Source organism: Allobosea sp. LjRoot237 (assembly GCF_964253285.1).
GTDB lineage: Bacteria > Pseudomonadota > Alphaproteobacteria > Rhizobiales > Beijerinckiaceae > Allobosea.
Window position 1 is genome coordinate 2,754,226 of record NZ_CAXUQP020000001.1, and the last position, 18,751, is coordinate 2,772,976.

Genomic DNA, 18,751 nt, shown 5'->3' on the forward strand with positions numbered 1-18,751 from the left:
CTCGCCCTCGATCATCAATGCTCTCAGATTAATCAATAATATTCCGCCTTTCAAGGCGGGAGGCCTTGCCCTCGCCTGCTTCGACTTGTCATGGCGACTGGCGGCTTCTAAACCCTCGACCTCCGGAGCCGGACGCGACAAGGCGAAAGCCGGATTTTCGTAAGTTCCCACTCTGAAATCTCGGATTGAGAGCCCGCCATGACCGCCAACACCATCGTCACCGTGGGCGCCGACCTCGCCAAGCCCGTCCGCTTCGGCAACGGCCTGCCGCTCGCCCTGATCGCCGGCCCCTGCCAGATGGAAAGCCGGGATCACGCGCTCGAGATCGCCCTGGCGCTGAAGGAGACCGCCGAGAAGCTCGGCATCGGCATCGTCTTCAAGGCCTCCTTCGACAAGGCCAACCGCACGAGCGTGAAGGGCCAGCGCGGCATGGGGCTCGAGGCCGCCCTGCCCGTCTACGCCGAGATCCGCGAGCGCACCGGTATGCCGGTACTGACCGATGTGCACGACGCGAGCCAGTGCGCGCCGGTGGCCGAGGTAGTCGACGTGCTGCAGATTCCTGCCTTCCTGTGCCGGCAGACCGATTTGCTCGTCGCCGCCGCGAAGACCGGCCGCGTCATCAACGTCAAGAAGGGCCAGTTCCTGGCGCCCTGGGACATGGTCAATGTCGCTGCCAAGGTGACCGAGAGCGGTAATCCCAACGTGATGCTGACCGAGCGCGGCGCTTCCTTCGGCTACAACACGCTGGTCACCGACATGCGCAGCCTGCCGATCATGGCGGAGATCGGCGCCCCGGTGATTTTCGACGCGACCCATTCGGTGCAGCAGCCCGGCGGCAAGGGTGCCTCGACCGGCGGGCAGCGCGAATTCGTGCCGGTGCTGGCGCGGGCTGCGGTCGCGGTCGGCGTCGCCGGCGTCTTCATCGAGACGCACCCGGACCCCGACAATGCCCCGTCGGACGGGCCGAACATGGTGCCGCTGCGCGACTTCCATGCGCTGATTGCAGAGCTGCAAGAGTTTGATCGGCTTGCCAAGCGCATAGCGCATTCTACGCTGGCGTATGTCTGACAGCCCCGCAGCCTCGCCACCGCAAGGTTCGCTGAATTCGCTGATCCTCGTTCTCGGGGCGTGCGGCTTCGCCTCGACCTTCACCATGCGCCTGCTCGACCCGCTGGTGCCGACGCTGGCGGCCGAGTTCAGCCGCAGCATCGCCCAGGTCGCTGCCGTCGCGACCGCATTCTCCTTCGCCTACGCCGTCGGTCAGCCTTTCCTCGGGCCGATCGCCGATTCGCTGGGGAAGCTCAGGACGATCTCGGCCTGCCTCGGCGGGCTCGCGCTGTTGTCGCTCGCAGTGGCTTTCGTCGGGTCGTTCGAAGCGCTGACGGTCGTGCGCATGGTCGCCGGTATCGCCGCCGGAGGCATCATCCCTGTCGCCATGGCGGCGATCGGTGACCGGGCGCCCATGGCCGAGCGGCAGATCATGCTCGGCCGCTTCCTGGTGCTGATGATCGTCGGGCAGATGGTCGGTGCCGCCTGCTCGGGATTGATCGCCGAGCATTTGGGCTGGCGCTACGTCTTCGTGATGGCGGGGGGCCTCGCCGCAATCGCCGGCATTTTGGTGCTGGTGGTGCTGAAGCCCAGGCCGGATGCGCGGCGTGCGCCGCTCAGCTTCGCCGGCGCGCTCGCGAACTATGCCGCCGTCTTCGCCAATCCGCGTTCGAAACTGCTTTACGGGCTCGTCATCGTCGAGGGTAGCCTGATCTTCGGCATGCCGCCCTATATCGCCGCGATCCTGCAGGAGCGCGCCAGCGTCGGGCCGTCACAGGCCGGCCTCGTTATCGCCGGCACCGGACTCGGCGGCATCGTCTATGGCGTCTTGACTCGTATCCTGGTCGAGCGGCTCGGCCCGACCCGCATGACGACGCTGGGCGGCATCGTGATGGGCCTGGCCTTCGCTCTCTTCTCGCTCACCTTCCTGCCCTGGTGGAGCGCGGTCGCGATCTTCACGTTGAACGGCTTCGGCTTCTTCCTGATGCACGGAACCTTCCAGGCGCAGGCGACCGAGCTCGCGCCGACCGCGCGCGGTTCTGCGGTGGCGCTGTTCGCCTGCGCATTGTTCTGCGGCCATGCGCTCGGGCCGGTGCTGATGGGCGCCGCCCTGCACCTGTTCGGCACCAGCGGCGCGATCCTCGTCTTCGCCGCCGGAATCACCCTGCTCGGCTTCGCAACGCCGCGCATCCTGCCGCTGGCCGGCAGCCGGACCTGAAGGTCAGCGCCCACGATAGGGCGCGACGCCCTGGTCGGGCAGCCAGAGGCCCTTCGGGGCCTCGCCGGTCTGGAAGAACACGTCGATCGGGATGCCGCCGCGCGGATACCAGTAGCCGCCGATGCGGAACCATTTCGGCTCGAGCAACTCGACCAGCGTCTTGCCGATGCCGACGGTGCAGTCCTCGTGGAAGGCGCCGTGGTTGCGGAAGGAACTGAGATAGAGCTTCAAGGACTTCGATTCGACCAGCCAGTCGCCCGGGAGATAGTCGATCACCAGGATGCCAAAATCGGGCTGACCGGTGACCGGACAGATCGAGGTGAATTCCGGACAGGTGAAGCGCGCGAGATAGTCGGTGCCGACATGAGGGTTGGGCACGCGATCGAGGCGGGCTTCCTCCGGCGAGCGCGGCAGGTCGCTCGCCTTGCCGAGCTGAAGGGTCGAGGCGTCGAGGGTCATGTCGTTTTCGTCCAGATTGTCGCGATCAGGCGGCGTGGCGCTTGCCCGTGAGCTCGAAACCGATCGCCTTCAAGACCGCCAAGGTGGTTTCGAGCGTCGGATTACCGTGCTCGCTGAGCGATTTATAGAGCTGTTCGCGAGCGAGGCCGGTTTCCCGCGCGATTTTGGTCATGCCCTTGGCCCGGGCGACGACGCCCAGCGCCTTCGCAATGTAGCGCGCGTCACTGGTCTCGAAGGCATCCCTGAGGAATATCTCGACGGCCTCATCCGTCTTCAACGCATCAGCTGGATCGTAATCGTGGAGCTTGTCCGCCATCTCATTCATTCCATTGCTCAACGAGTTTCTTCGCCAGTGCGATATCCCGCTCCTGTGTCGCCTTGTCGCCCCCACAGAGCAAAATGAGGATCTCCTGGCCTCGGCGCTTGAAGTAGACCCGGTAGCCTGGGCCGTAGTGAATCCGCAGTTCGCTGACGCCTCCACCCACCGGGGCAACATCCCCCGCCAGCCCGTTTGCCAATCGAAAGAGGCGCGCGGCGATCGCCGCCCTCGCCTTCTGATCCGTCAGCCGCCGTTCCCATTTTCGAAAGGTATCCGTCTGCCTGAGCTGGAGCATGGCGCCCTGTCGGATCTTATCGACAGGTAATGTAACTTATAAATTACATTTCGTCAAAACCGCCCCTTCCCGTCGCCGCCGCTTGTGTCTAGAAGCGCGGCATCCCTTGCCCACCTCAGCTCCGGAGCCTGCCATGACCGCGATCATCGACATCATCGGCCGCCAGATCCTCGATTCCCGCGGCAACCCGACGGTCGAGGTCGATGTCGTGCTCGAAGACGGCTCGATGGGCCGCGCCGCGGTGCCTTCAGGCGCCTCGACCGGGGCGCACGAGGCCGTCGAGCTGCGCGATGGTGACAAGAGCCGCTATCTCGGCAAGGGCGTGCTGAAGGCGGTCGAGGCCGTCAATGTCGCGATCGCCGAGGCGCTGGTCGCAATGGACGCCGAGGACCAGGCCGCGATCGACCAGGCGATGATCGAGCTCGACGGCACGCCGAACAAGAGCAAGCTCGGCGCCAACGCCATCCTCGGCGTCTCGCTCGCCGTGGCCAAGGCGGCGGCCGAGTGCTCGGGCCTGCCGCTCTATCGCTATGTCGGTGGCACCTCGGCCCGCGTCCTGCCGGTGCCGATGATGAACATCGTCAATGGCGGCGCCCATGCCGACAATCCGATCGACTTCCAGGAATTCATGGTGATGCCGATCGGCGCGCCCTCCTTCGCCGAGGGTCTGCGGATGGGCGCGGAAATCTTCCACACGCTGAAGAAGGCGCTGCACGACGCCGGCCACAACACCAATGTCGGCGACGAGGGTGGCTTCGCGCCGAACCTGAAATCAGCCGAGGCGGCGCTCGATTTCGTCACCGTCGCGATCGAGAAGGCCGGCTACAAGCTCGGCGAGGACGTGGCGCTGGCGCTCGACTGCGCCGCGACCGAGTTCTTCAAGGACGGCGCCTATGTCTATGAAGGCGAACGCAAAACCCGTGATCCGAAGGCGCAGGCGAAGTATCTCGCCAAGCTTGTCGCCAATTACCCGATCGTCTCGATCGAGGACGGCATGGCCGAGGATGATTGGGAGGGCTGGAAGGCGCTGACCGATCTCGTCGGCAACAAGTGCCAGCTGGTCGGCGACGACTTGTTCGTCACCAACGTCACCCGCCTGTCGCGGGGCATCAAGGCGAAGACGGCCAACTCGATCCTGGTCAAGGTCAACCAGATCGGCACGCTGACCGAGACGCTGGCTGCCGTCGAGATGGCCCAGCGCGCCGGCTACACCGCGGTGATGTCGCATCGCTCGGGCGAGACCGAGGACGCGACCATCGCCGACCTCGCGGTTGCAACCAATTGCGGGCAGATCAAGACCGGCTCGCTCGCCCGCTCCGACCGGACGGCGAAGTACAACCAGCTGCTGCGCATCGAGGAGGAACTGGGAGCGCAAGCGATCTATGCCGGCCGCTCGGCGCTGAAGGCCCTCGCCTGACGCACATGCTGCGCTGCAATAGGCAGCGCCATGCGGTTTGCCCCCTAACGGCAGCTCCGGCATCGCGCTAAGCCGGAGCATGCATCAAGCCGTTCCGCTTTCCGACGAGAAACTGCGCCGGCGCAGGCAGCTCGCCTTTGCCGGCATGGCCTTTGCCATGGTGATCTTCGGGGCCAATTTCGTCGTGAGCCGCCATGCGGTGCTGAACGGCCTCTCCTCGCACGACATGCTGGCGCTGCGCTTCGTCACCGCCGGCTTCCTGCTTCTGCCCAGCTTCATGATGGCCGGCGGCCTCAGCGACTGCGGCGGGCTCGGCTGGAAACAGGGCGTGATCCTCGCGGTCATGAGCGGCCTCCCGATGAGCTTCCTGCTCATGACCGGACTGACCTTCGCCCCGGCAGCGCATGGCGCGGTGATTGGGCCCGGCACCGTCACGGTGATCGGCATCATCGGCAGCGTCGTCCTGTTCGGTGCGCTGCTGACGCGGCAGCTCGTGCTCGGCGTCATTGCGGTGCTCATCGGCCTCGCCTGCCTCGGCATCGCCGGCACGACGCAATCCAACCCGAGCATCGTCTTCGGTGATCTCTGCTTTCTCGGCGTCGGACTGGTCTGGGGCGGCTATCCGCTGCTGATCCAGCTCTGGCGGGTCAATGCGCTCAAGGCCACGGCCGTGGTTTCAGTGCTGTCGATGGCCTATCTGCCGATCTACTTCGCCTTCTATTTCCGCGGCTTCGACGTCGCGCCCTGGTGGGTGCTGGTCCTGCATGCGATCAATCAGGGCGTGCTCAACGTCATCGTCGGCCTGTGGATCTGGAGCTGGTCGACGCCGGTGCTCGGCCCCTCGGTCGCCGGGCGCTTTCCGCCGATGATCCCGGTCGTCGGCACGCTGCTCGCGATCCCGGTGCTCGGCGAGATTCCGAGCGGGCTGCAGATCGGCGGCATCGCGCTGATCATCGGCGGGCTGTTCATCGCCTCATGGCGCCGCGCGCCGGCGCGCTAGCGCCATCAAGCCCAGGTTCCAGGCGATACAGACCAGCAGGCCGAGGCCGAGCGCCGGCCAGGAGCCGAGCGGCACGGCCGTCACATGGACCAGCGCAATCGCCAAGCCGAAGCCGAGGAGCCCGAGCAGGCCATTGGCGATGACCGCGGCGCTGGCCGGCCCGCCGATACGCGGCTGCAGGATCCCGATCAGGCTCGACAGCACGATCGGGAAGGTCGCCAGCACGCCCGACCAGGCCGGTCCGACGCGGGCGCTGACTGTGGTGACAGTACCAGCCAGTGTGGCGACCGCGACGGCGCGCAGCGGGATCGCATACCAGGGCCGCCGCGGCGTGATCGCGGGCCGCGCAGCGAGATAAGGGCGGACGATCCGGTGCAGGATCAGGAAGACGACAGGCGTCGCCACCACCATGACAACGAAAGGCAAAGCCAGTGCCTGCAAGCCGGAGACGATCAGGAAAAAGGTCAGCAACGCTGCGGCGAGGCAGATCACCGTGCCGAAGCGCTGGGCCAGCAGCACATAGACCAGCGACAACCCGGCATTGGCGAGATTGGAGCTCAAGCTGCCGAGCGCGCTCGCCGAGATGAAGGCCGCATCGTGATCCATGGCGAGGAAGGCATAGACCGGCCCGGCCGAGATCGGCAGCGTCGCGATCATCGCCGCGAGCAGCGGCCCCGACCGTTCGGCGAGCAACGAACAGCTGACGACGATGGCGGCCGCGACCGCCATCTTCATGAGCAGCAGGCCGAGCCAGGGATCGATCACGCCGGCTCGCCCTTGGCCCAGCCTTCCCTAGTCTCAGCGATGAAGTCGGTCAGCCGGCCGGCGGCGATGGCAGCTCGCAGGCCAGCCATCAGCTCCTGATAATAGGCCAGGTTGACCCAGGTCAGCAGCATCTTGCCAAGCATCTCCTCGGCCTTGACCAGATGGTGCAGATAGGCCCGCGAATAGGTATTGGCCGCCGGGCAGGAGGATTGCGGATCGACCGGCCTGATATCCTCGGCATGCTTGGCGTTCTTCAGGTTCATTCGGCCGAAGCGGGTGAAGATCTGGCCATGGCGGCCGGCTCTGGTCGGCATCACGCAGTCGAACATGTCGACGCCGCGCCTGACCGCCTCGACGATGTCGTCCGGCGTGCCGACGCCCATCAGATAGCGCGGTTTCTCCTGCGGCAGATGCGGCTCGACCGTCTCGATCATCGCCAGCATGATGTCCTGCGGCTCGCCGACGGCGAGCCCGCCTACGGCGTAACCCTTTAGGTCCATGGCGGCGAGCTCGCGCGCGCTCTCGATCCGCAAGGCTGGCACCGCCCCGCCCTGGACGATGCCGAACAGCGCCCTACCCGCCGGATCGCCGAAGGCCGTCTTGCAGCGCTCGACCCAGCGCAGCGAAAGCCGCATCGCCTTCTCTGCGACCTTGTCCTCGCAGGGCAGTGAGACGCATTCGTCGAGCTGCATGACGATGTCGGAGCCGAGCAGGTTCTGGATCTCGACCGAGCGCTCCGGGGTGAGCACATGCTTGGAGCCGTCGATATGCGACTGGAAGGTGACGCCTTCCTCGGTCAGCTTGCGCAGATTGGCGAGCGACATCACCTGGAAGCCGCCGGAATCGGTCAGGATCGGGTGCGGCCAGTTCATGAACTTGTGCAGGCCGCCGAGCCTGGCGACGCGCTCGGCGCCGGGCCGCAGCATCAGATGATAGGTGTTGCCGAGCACGACATCGGCGCCGAGCGCCTTAACCTGCTCGGGATACATGCCCTTCACAGTCGCAGCGGTGCCGACCGGCATGAAGGCGGGCGTGCGGATCACGCCGCGCGGCATGCGGACCTCGCCGGTGCGGGCTGCGCCGTCCCGGCCGAGCAGGTGAAAGCTGAATTCCGTCATCATGGGCGTCGGCCTAGCCCAGCGTTGCGCCGGACGGAAGAGCCATAACGCCAACCGTCATTGCGAGGAGCGCAGCGACGAAGCAATCCAGGGCCGTCGTGCTCTGCTGGTCTGGATTGCTTCGCTACGCTCGCAATGACGTCTCGAGTTTCTACCGGCTGGCGAAAGCCGCTTCGTAGACATCCGGCTTGAAGGCGAGGATGCGGCGGTCGCCGAGATCGAGCACCGGGCGCTTGATCATGGTCGGCTGCGCCAGCATCAGCGCGATCGCCTTCTTCGCGTCGAGGCCCTGCTTGTCGGCCTCGGGCAGTTCGCGAAAGGTTGTGCTCCCCTTATTGAGTACCTTCTCCCAGCCGAGCTCGCGGCACCACGCTTCGAGCCGGGCCTTGTCGATGCCGGAGGCGCGATAGTCATGGAAGGCGTACGGGACGGCGTGCGCGTCGAGCCAGCTCCAAGCCTTCTTCATCGTGTCGCAGTTGCGGATGCCGTAGAGCGTGACCATCGTTCGACCGATCGTTGGGATGTCGTCGGTGCGGGCGTGGCATGTCGCGTGCGGGCGATCAAGCCGGCACGGGCACCCGTCCACCAATGAGCGGCCAGCGGGCGAGATGATTGTGTTGTCCTGCGCCATGGACGCTGCGGACGAGCACGAACTCCCGGACCGGAAAGCTCACTGGTGGGACCATCAGCTTGCTGAATGGGCACTCGTCGTAGAGCAGGGTCAGGTGCGGCCCGAACGTGGACGGCGTCCGAAAGCCCCGCGCCCGCATCTCGCGACACAGGATCCTTTGAAGCCTGTCGAGGACCGAGAATGTCTGGCTCGTTTCCAGAAAGATGGCTTGCCGATCACCGGGTTTGCCATGCCCCGCAACGTGGTCGAAGGCGACGGTGAACCCCGGCGCGACCATGGAAGCGCCAACCTTCTCCAGGGCTGCGATTTCCTCGCTGGCAGCTCCGCCATATCGCTCGATGCCGCACAGGGTGACGTGATAGCGCTCCGGTCCGATCGGCCACCCGCGTAAACCGTCCGATCTGCGCAGACCATGGGCGAACGCATCGATCGCCACAGCATCCGCCGGCGGCGGCAGCAGTGCGAAGAAGTATCTGATCCAGCCGGGAGCGACTGAGGTCTTCGACCAGTCACGGCCGCCCACGATCCCGTACCGGGCATCCCAACCGAACAGATCTGGTTGATCTGGAGATGGCCTTCCCATCTCCAGTACTTAGAACAAATAGAGAACAATCGCAACCACCCTCACCCCGCGGCCCGGTACTCCGAGGGCGACACTCCCGCCCGCGCGGCGAAGAAGCGGGAGAAATAGGCGGGGTCGGAAAAGCCGAGCCGGAAGGCGATCTGGGAGATCGGCGAGCGGGTGTAGACGAGATCGCGCCGTGCCTCGATCATCAACCGGCCCTGGATGACCCGCATCGCCGAATGGCCGAGCACCTCGCGGCAGACCCGGGTGAGATGCGGGCCGGTGACGCCGAGGGCCAGCGCATAGGCATCGAGCGGCTCGTGCGTATGGAAATGACTCTCGACGCGCTCGACGAAACGCCGGACTAGCACGGCGCGCGCATCGCCCACTCCGCTGTTCGCCACGGCATGCGAGCGCGCAGCGCGGGCGAACCAGATCGCGATCAGGCGTGCATGGGCGGCGAGCGCGAGCTCTCGGCTACCCCGGTTGCGGCCGAACTCGGCGAGCGCAACCTCCATCGCCATGGCCAGCTCGGTGATGCTGGCGTCGTCCGGCCCTCGCCTGCCGACGAACGCCTCGCCGAGCACAGCACCGAGCGGGGGCTCGGCCTCGATCAGCGGCGTCAGGGTCGAGGTCGCGACACTGGCAACAAAGCCTTCGGTGTCGGGCTCGAAGCGGAATTCGTGGATCGCCAGCGGCGGGAGCAGGAGGACGGTGCTGGGCGCGAGTTGATGCTCATCACCGTCGATCCGAACCAGCCCGCCGCCAGTCGCAATCAGGAAGAACTGGGCCATGTCCTGATGGCGGTGCGGCTCGATCCGCCAGTCGCGCGGGGCGCTGCGCGCGCTGATGCGCTCGATATGCAGCGCATCGGGGAAGCGCTGCTCCCGCGGCTCGTCATAAAGCCAGTAGGCGGGCACCGAAGCGAGCGTCATCTAGGTATCCGATGTTCGTTTTGTCCAAGAGCTTGGGTGAAAGCTCCATTCCGGTCAAGCAGATACGGTGGCATTTTCGTGTGAAAGTACCGGGCTTTGCGCCCCTTGTTTCATGGGAGGACGCCATGCGCACGCAGGTCGTCATCGTCGGCGCCGGGCCGTCCGGCCTGCTGCTCGGACAGAAGTTGACCCGCCAGGGCATCGACAACGTCATCCTCGAGCGCAAGAGCGCCGACTATGTGCTTTCGCGCATCCGTGCCGGCGTGCTTGAGCAGGGCACGGTCGAGCTGCTGCACGAGGCGGGCGTCGGCGCGCGCCTCGCCGAAGAGGGCCTGCCGCATGACGGCTTCTCGCTCGCCTTCGAAGGGCGCCTGCAGCGCGTCGACCTCAAGGGCCTGACCGGCAAGCAGGTGACGGTCTATGGCCAGACCGAGGTGACGCAGGATCTGATGGAGGCCCGGCAGACCGCCGGCACGACGACCTTCTACGAGGCCGAGGACGTCCAGCTGCATGATTTCGACAGCGTTTCGCCGCGCGTCAGCTTCACGTTCGAGGGCCGGCGACGCGAGATCGCCTGCGACTTCATCGCCGGCTGCGACGGCTTCCACGGTGTCTGCCGCGCCTCGGTGCCGGCAGGCGCGATCGAGACCTTCGAGCGCGTCTATCCTTTCGGCTGGCTCGGCCTGCTCACCGACCAGCCACCGGCGGCGCATGAGCTGGTCTATGCCAGCTCGCCCTTCGGCTTCGCGCTGTGCTCGATGCGTTCGCAGACCCGCAGCCGCTATTACGTGCAGGTCCCGCTCGACGAAAAGGTCGCTGCCTGGTCGGACACGCGCTTCTTCGACGAGCTGCGCCGGCGCGTGCCAGAGGAGGTCGCGGCCGCGATGACGCCGGGGCCGTCGCTGGAGAAGAGCATCGCGCCGCTACGCAGCTTCGTCGCCGAGCCCCTGCGCTTCGGCCGGCTCTTCCTCGCCGGCGATGCCGGCCACATCGTGCCGCCGACCGGCGCCAAGGGGCTGAACCTTGCGGCGAGCGACGTGCACTACCTGTTCGAGGCGCTGCGGGAGCACTATGCCGAGCGCTCCGATGCCGGGCTCGACGCCTATTCTGGCCGGGCGCTGGCGCGAGTCTGGAAGGCGGTGCGCTTCTCCTGGTCGATGACGAACCTGCTCCACCTCTTCCCGGAGGCGAGCACCTTCGACCAGCGGATCAGGCGCGCCGAGTTCGACTATCTCGCGCAGTCGCAGGCCGCACTCACTAGCGTGGCGGAGAACTATGTCGGCCTGCCCTATTGAGCCCGGACAGGCCAAGGCCGCCCGCGGTTATCGCGGCGGTAGTTTCTCATGTTTCAGGATGCCCGGAGGCAAATGGTCCCAGGGCTGTGCGACCGAATGCCAGAACACCATCTCCGGCTTGTAGCGGGCGGGTTCGTCGAGACTGCCGGCACGCACGATGAACAGGTCGGGGATGTCCGGAAAGGTCAGATAGACGGGTGAGCCGCAGGTCGGGCAGAAGGCGCAGCGCTTGACCGTGCCGCCCTCCCCGACAACGTCCCAGGTCTTCGCCTCGCCTCGACGGTGACCGGCGCACCGACGAAGCTCAGATAGGAGCTGTGGCCGGTGCCGCTCTGCTGCTGGCACTGGCGGCACTGGCAGTCATTGCTCTCGACCGGCTCGGCCGCGATCTCATAGCGGATCGCGCGGCAGGCGCAGCCGCCCTTGTAGGCATGGCTCATCGTCTTCTCCTCGAAAAAACGGGGGCGGCAGAAGCCAGCGCGACAGTCCTGTCAGCCCTGCTCGCCGGCGATCTCGCCGAGACGTGGCAGAATGCTCTTCCAGCCACGGCCCATATTCGTGAAGGCGGTCTCGTTGCGCGGCAGCTCGAAGCCGGAATGGACCAGGCGTACGCGAGTGCCGTTCGCGACCCTGGACAGCGTCCAGGTGACGATCGTGTCGAGCCTTGAGCCGTAGCCGGCATTGCCGTCATCGCCGCCCTTCCAGGAATAGGCCAGCCGCTCATTCGGGCTCACCTCCAGTACCTGGCATTGGATTGTGCCGTCCCAGGCGCCGGCCGGCGTCGTCTTGAAGGTGAAGCGCGTGCCTTCGACCGGGGCGAAGCCGGAGGGTTCCATGATCCAGCGCGCGATCAGCACGCTCGAGGTCAGCGCCTTCCAGATCGTCGCCGGTGCATGCGGCAGGATTTCGTCGACGACGATCTCCTGCGTGGCGGGCTGCAGGTCGAGAGCAGTCATGGGTCGATCTCCTTGAGAAGGGTGCGGAGGTTGGCGAAGCACTCGCGCCAGAAGACGCCGTAATGGCCGATCCAATCGACGAGCGGCGCCAGCCCCTCGGGCTCGGCGCGGTAGAAGACATTGCGGCCTTCGGGACGCTCGGCGACGAGGCCGGCCTGCTTCAGCGATTTGAGGTGCTGGGAGATGGCGCCCTGCGTCACGCCGCTGCCGCGGGTAAGCTCGGCGACCGAGATCTCGTCGCAAGCCGAAACCCGTTCGAACACGGCCCGCCGCGTCGGATCGGCGAGTGCGCGCATGACGGTGGAGACGGGGGCGGTCTGGATCATGGGCAAATCAATTAGCAATCACTAATTGATTAGTCAATGCTAATTTGATGAGCATGCGAACGCCCGCTCAATGGCGGGCGTTCGCATGCTAGCTCTCAGTCGATCCGGTTCGTCGGCGCCGCGCGGCGTACGGCCATATAGGCGAGCGAGTCCTTTCCGGCCTCACTCCTCCCTGAAGCTGGAGCGCATCGAGTCCGTCAGCGGCTGCATCAGATAGGCGATCGCGGTCCGCTCGCCGGTCGGCACATAGACCTCGGCCGGCATGCCCGGCCGGAGCTTGGCCCTGATCTTCGGAGGAAAGCCCGAGGCCGATACGCTGACGCGCAGCTCGTAGACCATCTGCTGCAGGACCTCATCGCGCAGCGCATCGGCCGCGATGGACTTCACCTCGCCGACTGTGAAGGGCGTCGCCCGTCCCTTGAACGATGGCAGGCGCACCTCCGCGGCCATGCCCGGACGCAGATTGTTCACATCCATCGGTGACACCTTGGCCGTGACGATCAGCTCGTCGTCCTGCGGCACGATCTCCATCAGGGTCTCGCCCGGCTTGACCACAGCCCCGACCGTATGGACCTTCGACGCCACGACGCGCCCGGCCCGCGGTGCGCGAACTTCAGCGCGCGCCAGCACGTCCTCGGCGATGCGCAGCTTTTCACGGGCGTCGGCGAGCTTGACCCGGCACTCGGCGAGCTTCGTCGAGGCCTCTTCCACGGCGCGAAGGCCGATCTGACCAATCTGAAGCCGGATCTCGTCAGTGGCGACCAACAAGCGCAACAAGTCCGCTTCCAGCGAACCAGTGCGACCCTGCAGCTCGGTCAGCGATCGCTTCAGCGGATTGATTCGCGTCGCAGCGACATAACCCTTATCGGCCAGAGGCCGCAGATTGGTGAGCTCGTCGTTGATGCTGGCGGCCTGCCCGACGGTCGAGTCGCGCTGCGCCTCGGTCGACTGGTACTGCCTCTCGGACTGGGTCAGCCGCTCCTTCAGGATCGAGACTTCCAGCTTCTGGGCGGATTGGCGTTCCTTGAACAGACGCTCCTGATCGATCGTGATCCGGCGCGCTTCCTTGATGTCGGTAGCCTCGGCCAATTCGCTCGGGAAGGTGATGCGATCGAGCCGGTCGATCTCGGCCGTGAGACGTGCTTCCTCACCCAGCGCCTGCATCACGCCGAGCCGCGCGACACTGCGCTGCGCGGCAGCGTGCGTCGCGTCGAGACGCACCAAAATCTCGCCGGCTTTGACCTCTGCGCCATCGCGGACTGCGATCGCTTCGACGAGGCCGCCCTCGAGATGCTGGACCGCCTTGCGATCGCTTTCAACGACCACGCTGCCATGTGCCACCACGGCACTGTCGAGGCGCGCGAGCGCCGACCAGAGGCCGCCGGCGCCCAGCGCGATGGCGACCACGACGTAACCTTTTCGGATCGGACTGCGCCAATCACCGCTGCCTTCGACCGGCGCACGAGCCCGCTCGAGCCACTGCTTTGCAATCGTGGGCGCAGCTTCGAAACGGCGGCGCCATTCCGGCCAGGTCAAGGAAGGCGTCATCTGCTTCAGGACGAGTCTCATTTGCTTCAGGAATTGGTTCATCGACGCGCCCACCGCGCTGCCGAAAGCGGCTCGACCTGCCCTGTCTGGCCGCGCTGCGGAGGCTGGATGCGCAAGCCGCCGCCCGGCTGCAGCAGCACCGGCAGGATCTCGTCGCGCAGGCCGACCCTGACGGCCTGGCCCTTCTGCATGAGGATGATCTTGTCGACCTGCGACAAGAGCTGCGGGCGATGGGTGATCACGACGACGATCGCACCCGCGGCGCGCAGGCCCGCCAGGGCCCGTCCGAGCGCGGCATCGCCGTCCATGTCGAGATTGGCGTTCGGCTCGTCCAGCACCACCAGTGCCGGCTGGCCGCAGAGTGCCCGCGCCAGCCCGATCCGCTGCCGCTGCCCACCGGACAGGATCGCCCCGCCCTCCCCGATCTGGGTCGCGTAGCCATCGGAAAAGCCCTGGATCAGTTCATGCGCCGAGGCAGCGGATGCGGCAGCGACGGCGACTTCGTCCGTGGCAGCAGGATCGAAGCGGGTGATGTTGTCGCGCACACTTCCAGCGAAGAGTTCGACATCCTGCGGCAGATAGCCGAGGACACCGCCGCGTTGTTCATCGGAGAAATGGCGGATGTCGTTGCCGTCGAGCCGGACGACGCCCTGAACGGGCTGCCAGACACCGACCAAAGCCCGGGCCAGCGTGGATTTTCCCGAGCCGGTGAGGCCGACGACGGCCGCGATCTCGCCCGGCTCGACCTCGAAGGAGACATTGTGCAGCAGCAAAGCGTTTCCGCTCGGAGCACGCACGCTCAGGCCTTCGACCCGCAACGAGCCGGCCGGATGAGGCAAGGTCATGGGGCTGGCGGTATCGGACGGCGCCTTCAACGTCGTCCCCAGCCGCTGGAAGGCGCTGCGAGCGGAGACGAAGCTTTTCCATTGGCTGACAGCGCCCTCGATCGGAGCAAGCGCCCGGCCCATGATCAAGGATGCGGCGAACATCGCCCCTACCGCCATGTTCTGGTTGATTGCGAGATAGGCCCCGACGCCCAGCACCGCGCTTTGAAGCGCCAGGCGCAACAGCTTCGTCACCGCCAGCAGGGTTCCGCCCCGATCGGCAGCAATCGTGTGAAATGCAAGCGCCTGCCCGCGCTGACGTTGCCATTCGCCGTGAACGGCCTGGCCCATGCCGAGCGCCTTGATGACCTCGGCGTTTCGCAGGGAGGCCGTCAGCCGCTCACTCGCCCCATGCCCAAGCTCCGACGCCTGGACCAGCGAGCCCTTGGTGATGCGCTCGTTCAGCAGCGCAACGCCCAGGATCGCGACCGCCCCTAGCGTAGCGACGAGGCCGATCGCCGGATGAAGGACGAAGCAGAGGCCGAGATAGATCGGAATCCAGGGCGCATCCATGAGCGCCGGCACGAGGCTGCCGGAGAGCGTCGCCCGCAAGGTTTCGACATCGCGAATGGGCAGGGTTGGCGAGCCCTTCGCATCGAGCGCACCACGAAAGGAGGCTTCGAAAGCCGGCTCGGACAGCGCCCGATCGACACATAAGCCGAGCTGGACGAGCGCGCGGCTGCGGAAATGCTCGAGCGCTGCATAGGCGGCAAACAAAGCGAGCACGATCAGAGACAACATGACGAGCGTGGTGCTGTTCCGGCTCGTCAGCACCCGGTCGTAGATCTGCATCGTATAGAGCGGAGATACGAAGACGAACAGGTTCAGCACGAAGGAAAGCCCGAAGAGCGATGCGAATGCGGGCGTCAGCTTGCGAACCGTTTGCGAGAGCATATTCGTCGGTTTCCTTGGCACGATTGCAGCCGTCGGCGGCAGCGAAGCCGGCCGGGCGGCAGTCTGTGGGGAAGAAGGTTGAGAGCCCGCAGGCTTCGTCGCGATGAAGGGCGACCCGGCCGCGATGGCCGGGTCGCTTGGAGGCAGTAGCGGACGCGCTACCAGTGCCAGTGCGAGTGCGAGAGCCCGTGGTGCTCGTTGTCGCCATCATCTTGGCGCCCCAGACTAGCCAGCGAGTCACTACGGCGCCCGCCCGCATCGTCGTCGCGGCTCACCCGGCTCTCCTGGAACCAGTTGCGACCGCCGCCATGGTCATCGTCGCCACGCTGAGCCCAGTTTTCCTGGAACCAGCCACGCCCACCGCCGAGACCGCCCCAGCCTGACAAACTCCCCGAATTCGACGGGGTATCCGGCACTGTCACCTCGGGGATCGTAATCACATCCGGGATATCGGGGTTTGAGACCGGCGTCTCGACTTGCGGTGTTTCGGGCTCAGCGGTGATCGGCGGGGTCTCCGATACTGGCGATGTGCCGCCATTGCTCGGAGCCTCGGGTTCCGCCGTCGCCGGCGGGTTTTCCGTTACCGGCAACGTGCCGCCATTGGTCGGGACCTCCGGTTCTGCCACGATCGGCGGGATTTCCGTGGCCGGCGCCTCGGGCTCTGGCGTAACCGGTGGGGTGCCGCCCCCGCTCGGAGGCGTCACAGGCACATCGACATCAGGTGCCGTGACGACGCCTGTCGCGCCAACAGAGTCGAACGGCAGCGCCTCGATACCGTGCCCCTGCGCCGCCGATCCGGCGACAAAGCCGTAGTCGCCAGCCGCCGCGTTCACAAAACCGGCCTGTGTCGTCATGACGCTGCCGGCATCGCCGCCGCGCTGCTGGAAGCCCGCCAGCGCGAGATCGGCGATCGTCAACTCGCCGCCATTGGGGTTGTAGTAGACGTTGTCGTGGATCAGACCCGGATCGGTCTGATCGGTATCGATCGTGTTGCTGCCGTCTTCCGAGACCTCGATGAAGTTCTGGTAGGTCTGGTTTCCAGAGATCGCGTGATCATCGGCGGTGATCGTCGAAATCCCGTACTTGCCGTTGTCCAGCAGCGTGTTGTCGTGGATCTGATTGTTCGATCCACCATGGATCAGAATGCCGCTGAACGTCGTGCCCTGGACGAAATTGCCGTAGATCTGGGCATTGCTCGCCATATTGTCGAGATAGATGCCGGAACTCCAGTTCTCGGCGAAGCCACCGGCCTGCGTGTTCAGGCCGCCAGTGTCGACGATGTGGTTATAGCGGATGATGTCGCCAGCCGCGCCAGAGTCATCGGCCGAGAACAGGTAGATGGCGCCGACATCCGGCGTCTGCTGACCGGAATGGCGGACATCGTTGTACTCGATGGTGTTACCGCCCGACGGATTGCCGGGATCGTAGTTGATCTCCGCGATGCCGAAGCGCGGCACATTGGTGATCGTGTTGTGATCGATCTGATTGCGCGCCGACTCCTCCATCGAGATCGAGCCATGCTGAACGAAGGCCTCGTTCGAGCGATCGATGACATTGTTCGAGATCTGATTGCCGCTCGTTCCCGGCGTCAGCGCGATGGCGCTCGACCAAGTATGCTCGAAGCTGTTGCCGGAGACCAGATTTCCGCTGCTGTCGCCATGCAGCGCGACGCCGACGCCGACATTGATGAAGTGGTTGCCTTCCACCTTCAGGCCGGTCGCGTCATGCACCTCGATCGCCGCAGTATTGGGATCCCCTGCGTTAGCGGCCGTGTCCGTGAATGTGAGGTCTTTGAAGGTCACGTCCTTCGCGCCGTCGACGACGAACAGGCTGTGGTCGTCGGAAACGACGCCTCCTTCGCCAGTGAAGCCCTCGGGCGCCTTGAACCGGATGGTCTGCGTTGCGCTATCGTAGGACCATTCGCCGACATCGTCCGGCGTGCCCTCTGAAACGTAGAAGCGGCTTGCGGGGCCAAGGTCGTAATTGGCCTCCGATGTGAAGGTGATCACATTGCCTTCGATCGAGGCGATCGTCAGTTTGTCGTTGGCATAACCGTTCTCGGCGAAGACCGAGATCGTCTGCCCGACCTTGGGCTCATGGCCAGCTGGGAAATCCGACGGATTGAACGCCATCGACTTCTGGGGATCGTAGCCGTTCGGCAGATCCTTCGCCCAGAGCCAGCCGCCTTGGATCGGATCGTTCGGATCCACATTGGGAAAACGGCTTTCCGTCTGCTTCACCCCATTGACGGTGAACTGTTCGACCTGGTCCGCGTCGACATGAGCCGTCCAGATGCCATCGGCGCCCTTGGTCCAGCTGCTCACCGGCGTGCCGCCGCTGATCACCACCTTCTCCCCGGACGTCGCCACGAAGGAGGAGCCGGAATCGGCAGCCGTCAGTTGGATCGGGCCTTTCACATAATGGGTACCTCCACTGAGGTAGACTGTATCGGCACCAGCGCTCTGGTGCATGGCTTGCAGCGCCCGCTCCAGTGTCTGGAAAGCCGACGCTTGGTCGATTCCAGTATTGTTGTCGTTTCCAGTCGGCGAGACGTAAATTATGGCCATAAAGGGGCTCCTTTTTTGGCTGGAACACATTAAGTGATCGCTGCCTAGATACCCTTGAGGCCTGATTCGATTCTACCCAAAGCAATGAATCGATACTCGGAGGGATTAGTCCGTTCGGACTAATCGTCTTGTTTTGGTACAATATATCAACGGATTATTTGGTAGCCCGGTGTCGCCGACCCTGTTGATGGAACGGCACGGCCGGGCCCGAATCGCCTGCTGACCGGGTGGGCGAAGCCCTCAAATGGCCTTAATCTCGAAACCAGAAGGCGAATTTGCCGCTCAGGTCGACGACACCTGATCCGATCCGGCTCCGGCGTCCGAATGGCAGACCGTCAGGTGGTGATCGCAAAATTGGGCCCCCGCGGCCAGGCGATCGACATAGGCCCGGAAGGCAGCCAGAGTCGCCACCGGGCGCTGGCAACCGTCACAGATCACGAGCGCTCCGGCCGATAGATCGCTCGGCAAGTGAACGGCGGGAGATCCGCAATTCCGGCAGCTGAAGCCTCCC

18 protein-coding genes and 1 pseudogene are annotated in these 18,751 nt (G+C 65.3%); 5 read left to right on the plus strand and 14 right to left on the minus strand.

Annotated elements, in window-relative coordinates; genetic code table 11:
* Window positions 1–198 precede the first annotated feature (198 nt).
* The gene (kdsA, locus tag ACSQ24_RS13375; protein WP_436095145.1) at window positions 199–1,068 is read left to right on the plus strand and encodes a 3-deoxy-8-phosphooctulonate synthase; all 870 of its coding nucleotides are present in this window, start codon (window positions 199–201) and stop codon (window positions 1,066–1,068) included.
* Window positions 1,061–2,266 carry an MFS transporter gene (locus tag ACSQ24_RS13380; RefSeq protein ID WP_436095146.1) on the plus strand — a complete coding sequence of 402 codons (1,206 nt, stop codon included), beginning with the start codon at window positions 1,061–1,063 and terminating at the stop codon, window positions 2,264–2,266. Before kdsA ends, ACSQ24_RS13380 begins: the two co-directional genes overlap by 8 nt.
* A gap of 3 nt (window positions 2,267–2,269) precedes the next feature.
* Here the strand turns inward: ACSQ24_RS13380 and queF are convergent, their stop codons facing one another.
* From queF to ACSQ24_RS13395, 3 genes are read right to left on the minus strand one after another with little or no spacing between them, the layout of a single operon-like run.
* Window positions 2,270–2,725, minus strand: a complete 456-nt coding sequence (gene queF, locus ACSQ24_RS13385) for a preQ(1) synthase (protein ID WP_436095147.1) — start codon at window positions 2,723–2,725, stop codon at window positions 2,270–2,272.
* 25 nt (window positions 2,726–2,750) lie between these two features.
* Complete coding sequence (locus tag ACSQ24_RS13390) at window positions 2,751–3,041, minus strand: addiction module antidote protein (protein WP_436095148.1); 291 nt, start codon at window positions 3,039–3,041, stop codon at window positions 2,751–2,753.
* A gap of 1 nt (window position 3,042) precedes the next feature.
* Window positions 3,043–3,339 carry a type II toxin-antitoxin system RelE/ParE family toxin gene (locus ACSQ24_RS13395; RefSeq protein WP_436095149.1) on the minus strand — a complete coding sequence of 99 codons (297 nt, stop codon included), beginning with the start codon at window positions 3,337–3,339 and terminating at the stop codon, window positions 3,043–3,045.
* Window positions 3,340–3,472: 133 nt separating this feature from the next.
* Between ACSQ24_RS13395 and eno the strand changes: the two genes are divergently transcribed.
* Window positions 3,473–4,756: a phosphopyruvate hydratase gene (eno, locus tag ACSQ24_RS13400; protein ID WP_436095150.1), complete on the plus strand. Its 1,284-nt coding sequence runs from the start codon at window positions 3,473–3,475 to the stop codon at window positions 4,754–4,756.
* Between the two features lie 79 nt (window positions 4,757–4,835).
* Entirely contained in the window at window positions 4,836–5,756 is a 921-nt protein-coding gene (locus ACSQ24_RS13405) for a DMT family transporter (RefSeq protein ID WP_436095151.1), read from the plus strand.
* Here the strand turns inward: ACSQ24_RS13405 and ACSQ24_RS13410 are convergent.
* From ACSQ24_RS13410 to ACSQ24_RS13430, 5 genes are all read right to left on the minus strand, one after another.
* Window positions 5,730–6,521 (minus strand): hypothetical protein, encoded by a 792-nt coding sequence (locus tag ACSQ24_RS13410; RefSeq protein ID WP_436095152.1) that lies wholly within the window; start codon window positions 6,519–6,521, stop codon window positions 5,730–5,732. The two genes, ACSQ24_RS13405 and ACSQ24_RS13410, sit on opposite strands and share 27 nt — an antisense overlap.
* Entirely contained in the window at window positions 6,518–7,642 is a 1,125-nt protein-coding gene (gene tgt, locus ACSQ24_RS13415) for a tRNA guanosine(34) transglycosylase Tgt (protein WP_436095153.1), read from the minus strand. Before tgt ends, ACSQ24_RS13410 begins: the two co-directional genes overlap by 4 nt.
* A gap of 148 nt (window positions 7,643–7,790) precedes the next feature.
* Window positions 7,791–8,141: an ArsC family reductase gene (locus tag ACSQ24_RS13420; RefSeq protein ID WP_436097886.1), complete on the minus strand. Its 351-nt coding sequence runs from the start codon at window positions 8,139–8,141 to the stop codon at window positions 7,791–7,793.
* A gap of 58 nt (window positions 8,142–8,199) precedes the next feature.
* Entirely contained in the window at window positions 8,200–8,793 is a 594-nt protein-coding gene (locus ACSQ24_RS13425; protein ID WP_436095154.1) for a 2'-5' RNA ligase family protein, read from the minus strand.
* A gap of 101 nt (window positions 8,794–8,894) precedes the next feature.
* Window positions 8,895–9,770, minus strand: a complete 876-nt coding sequence (locus ACSQ24_RS13430) for a helix-turn-helix domain-containing protein (RefSeq protein WP_436095155.1) — start codon at window positions 9,768–9,770, stop codon at window positions 8,895–8,897.
* Window positions 9,771–9,895: 125 nt separating this feature from the next.
* Here ACSQ24_RS13430 and pobA point away from each other — a divergent pair, with 125 nt between their 5' ends.
* Window positions 9,896–11,065, plus strand: a complete 1,170-nt coding sequence (gene pobA, locus ACSQ24_RS13435; RefSeq protein ID WP_436095156.1) for a 4-hydroxybenzoate 3-monooxygenase — start codon at window positions 9,896–9,898, stop codon at window positions 11,063–11,065.
* A gap of 27 nt (window positions 11,066–11,092) precedes the next feature.
* Here the strand turns inward: pobA and ACSQ24_RS13440 are convergent.
* The 6 genes and pseudogenes from ACSQ24_RS13440 to ACSQ24_RS13465 all read right to left on the minus strand — a co-directional run bounded on the left by ACSQ24_RS13440 (window position 11,093) and on the right by ACSQ24_RS13465 (window position 18,270).
* Window positions 11,093–11,505, minus strand: a pseudogene (locus ACSQ24_RS13440) (GFA family protein).
* Between the two features lie 51 nt (window positions 11,506–11,556).
* Window positions 11,557–12,021 (minus strand): SRPBCC family protein, encoded by a 465-nt coding sequence (locus ACSQ24_RS13445; protein WP_436095157.1) that lies wholly within the window; start codon window positions 12,019–12,021, stop codon window positions 11,557–11,559.
* On the minus strand, window positions 12,018–12,347 hold the full coding sequence (locus ACSQ24_RS13450; protein WP_436095158.1) for an ArsR/SmtB family transcription factor: 330 nt from the start codon (window positions 12,345–12,347) through the stop codon (window positions 12,018–12,020). Before ACSQ24_RS13450 ends, ACSQ24_RS13445 begins: the two co-directional genes overlap by 4 nt.
* 162 nt (window positions 12,348–12,509) lie before the next feature.
* Entirely contained in the window at window positions 12,510–13,916 is a 1,407-nt protein-coding gene (locus ACSQ24_RS13455; RefSeq protein WP_436095159.1) for an HlyD family type I secretion periplasmic adaptor subunit, read from the minus strand.
* Window positions 13,917–13,933: 17 nt separating this feature from the next.
* Window positions 13,934–15,673, minus strand: a complete 1,740-nt coding sequence (locus ACSQ24_RS13460; RefSeq protein WP_436095160.1) for a type I secretion system permease/ATPase — start codon at window positions 15,671–15,673, stop codon at window positions 13,934–13,936.
* 158 nt (window positions 15,674–15,831) lie between these two features.
* A complete protein-coding gene (locus ACSQ24_RS13465; RefSeq protein ID WP_436095161.1) occupies window positions 15,832–18,270 on the minus strand; it encodes a right-handed parallel beta-helix repeat-containing protein in 2,439 nt (812 codons plus the stop codon).
* Between the last annotated feature and the right edge of the window lie 481 nt (window positions 18,271–18,751).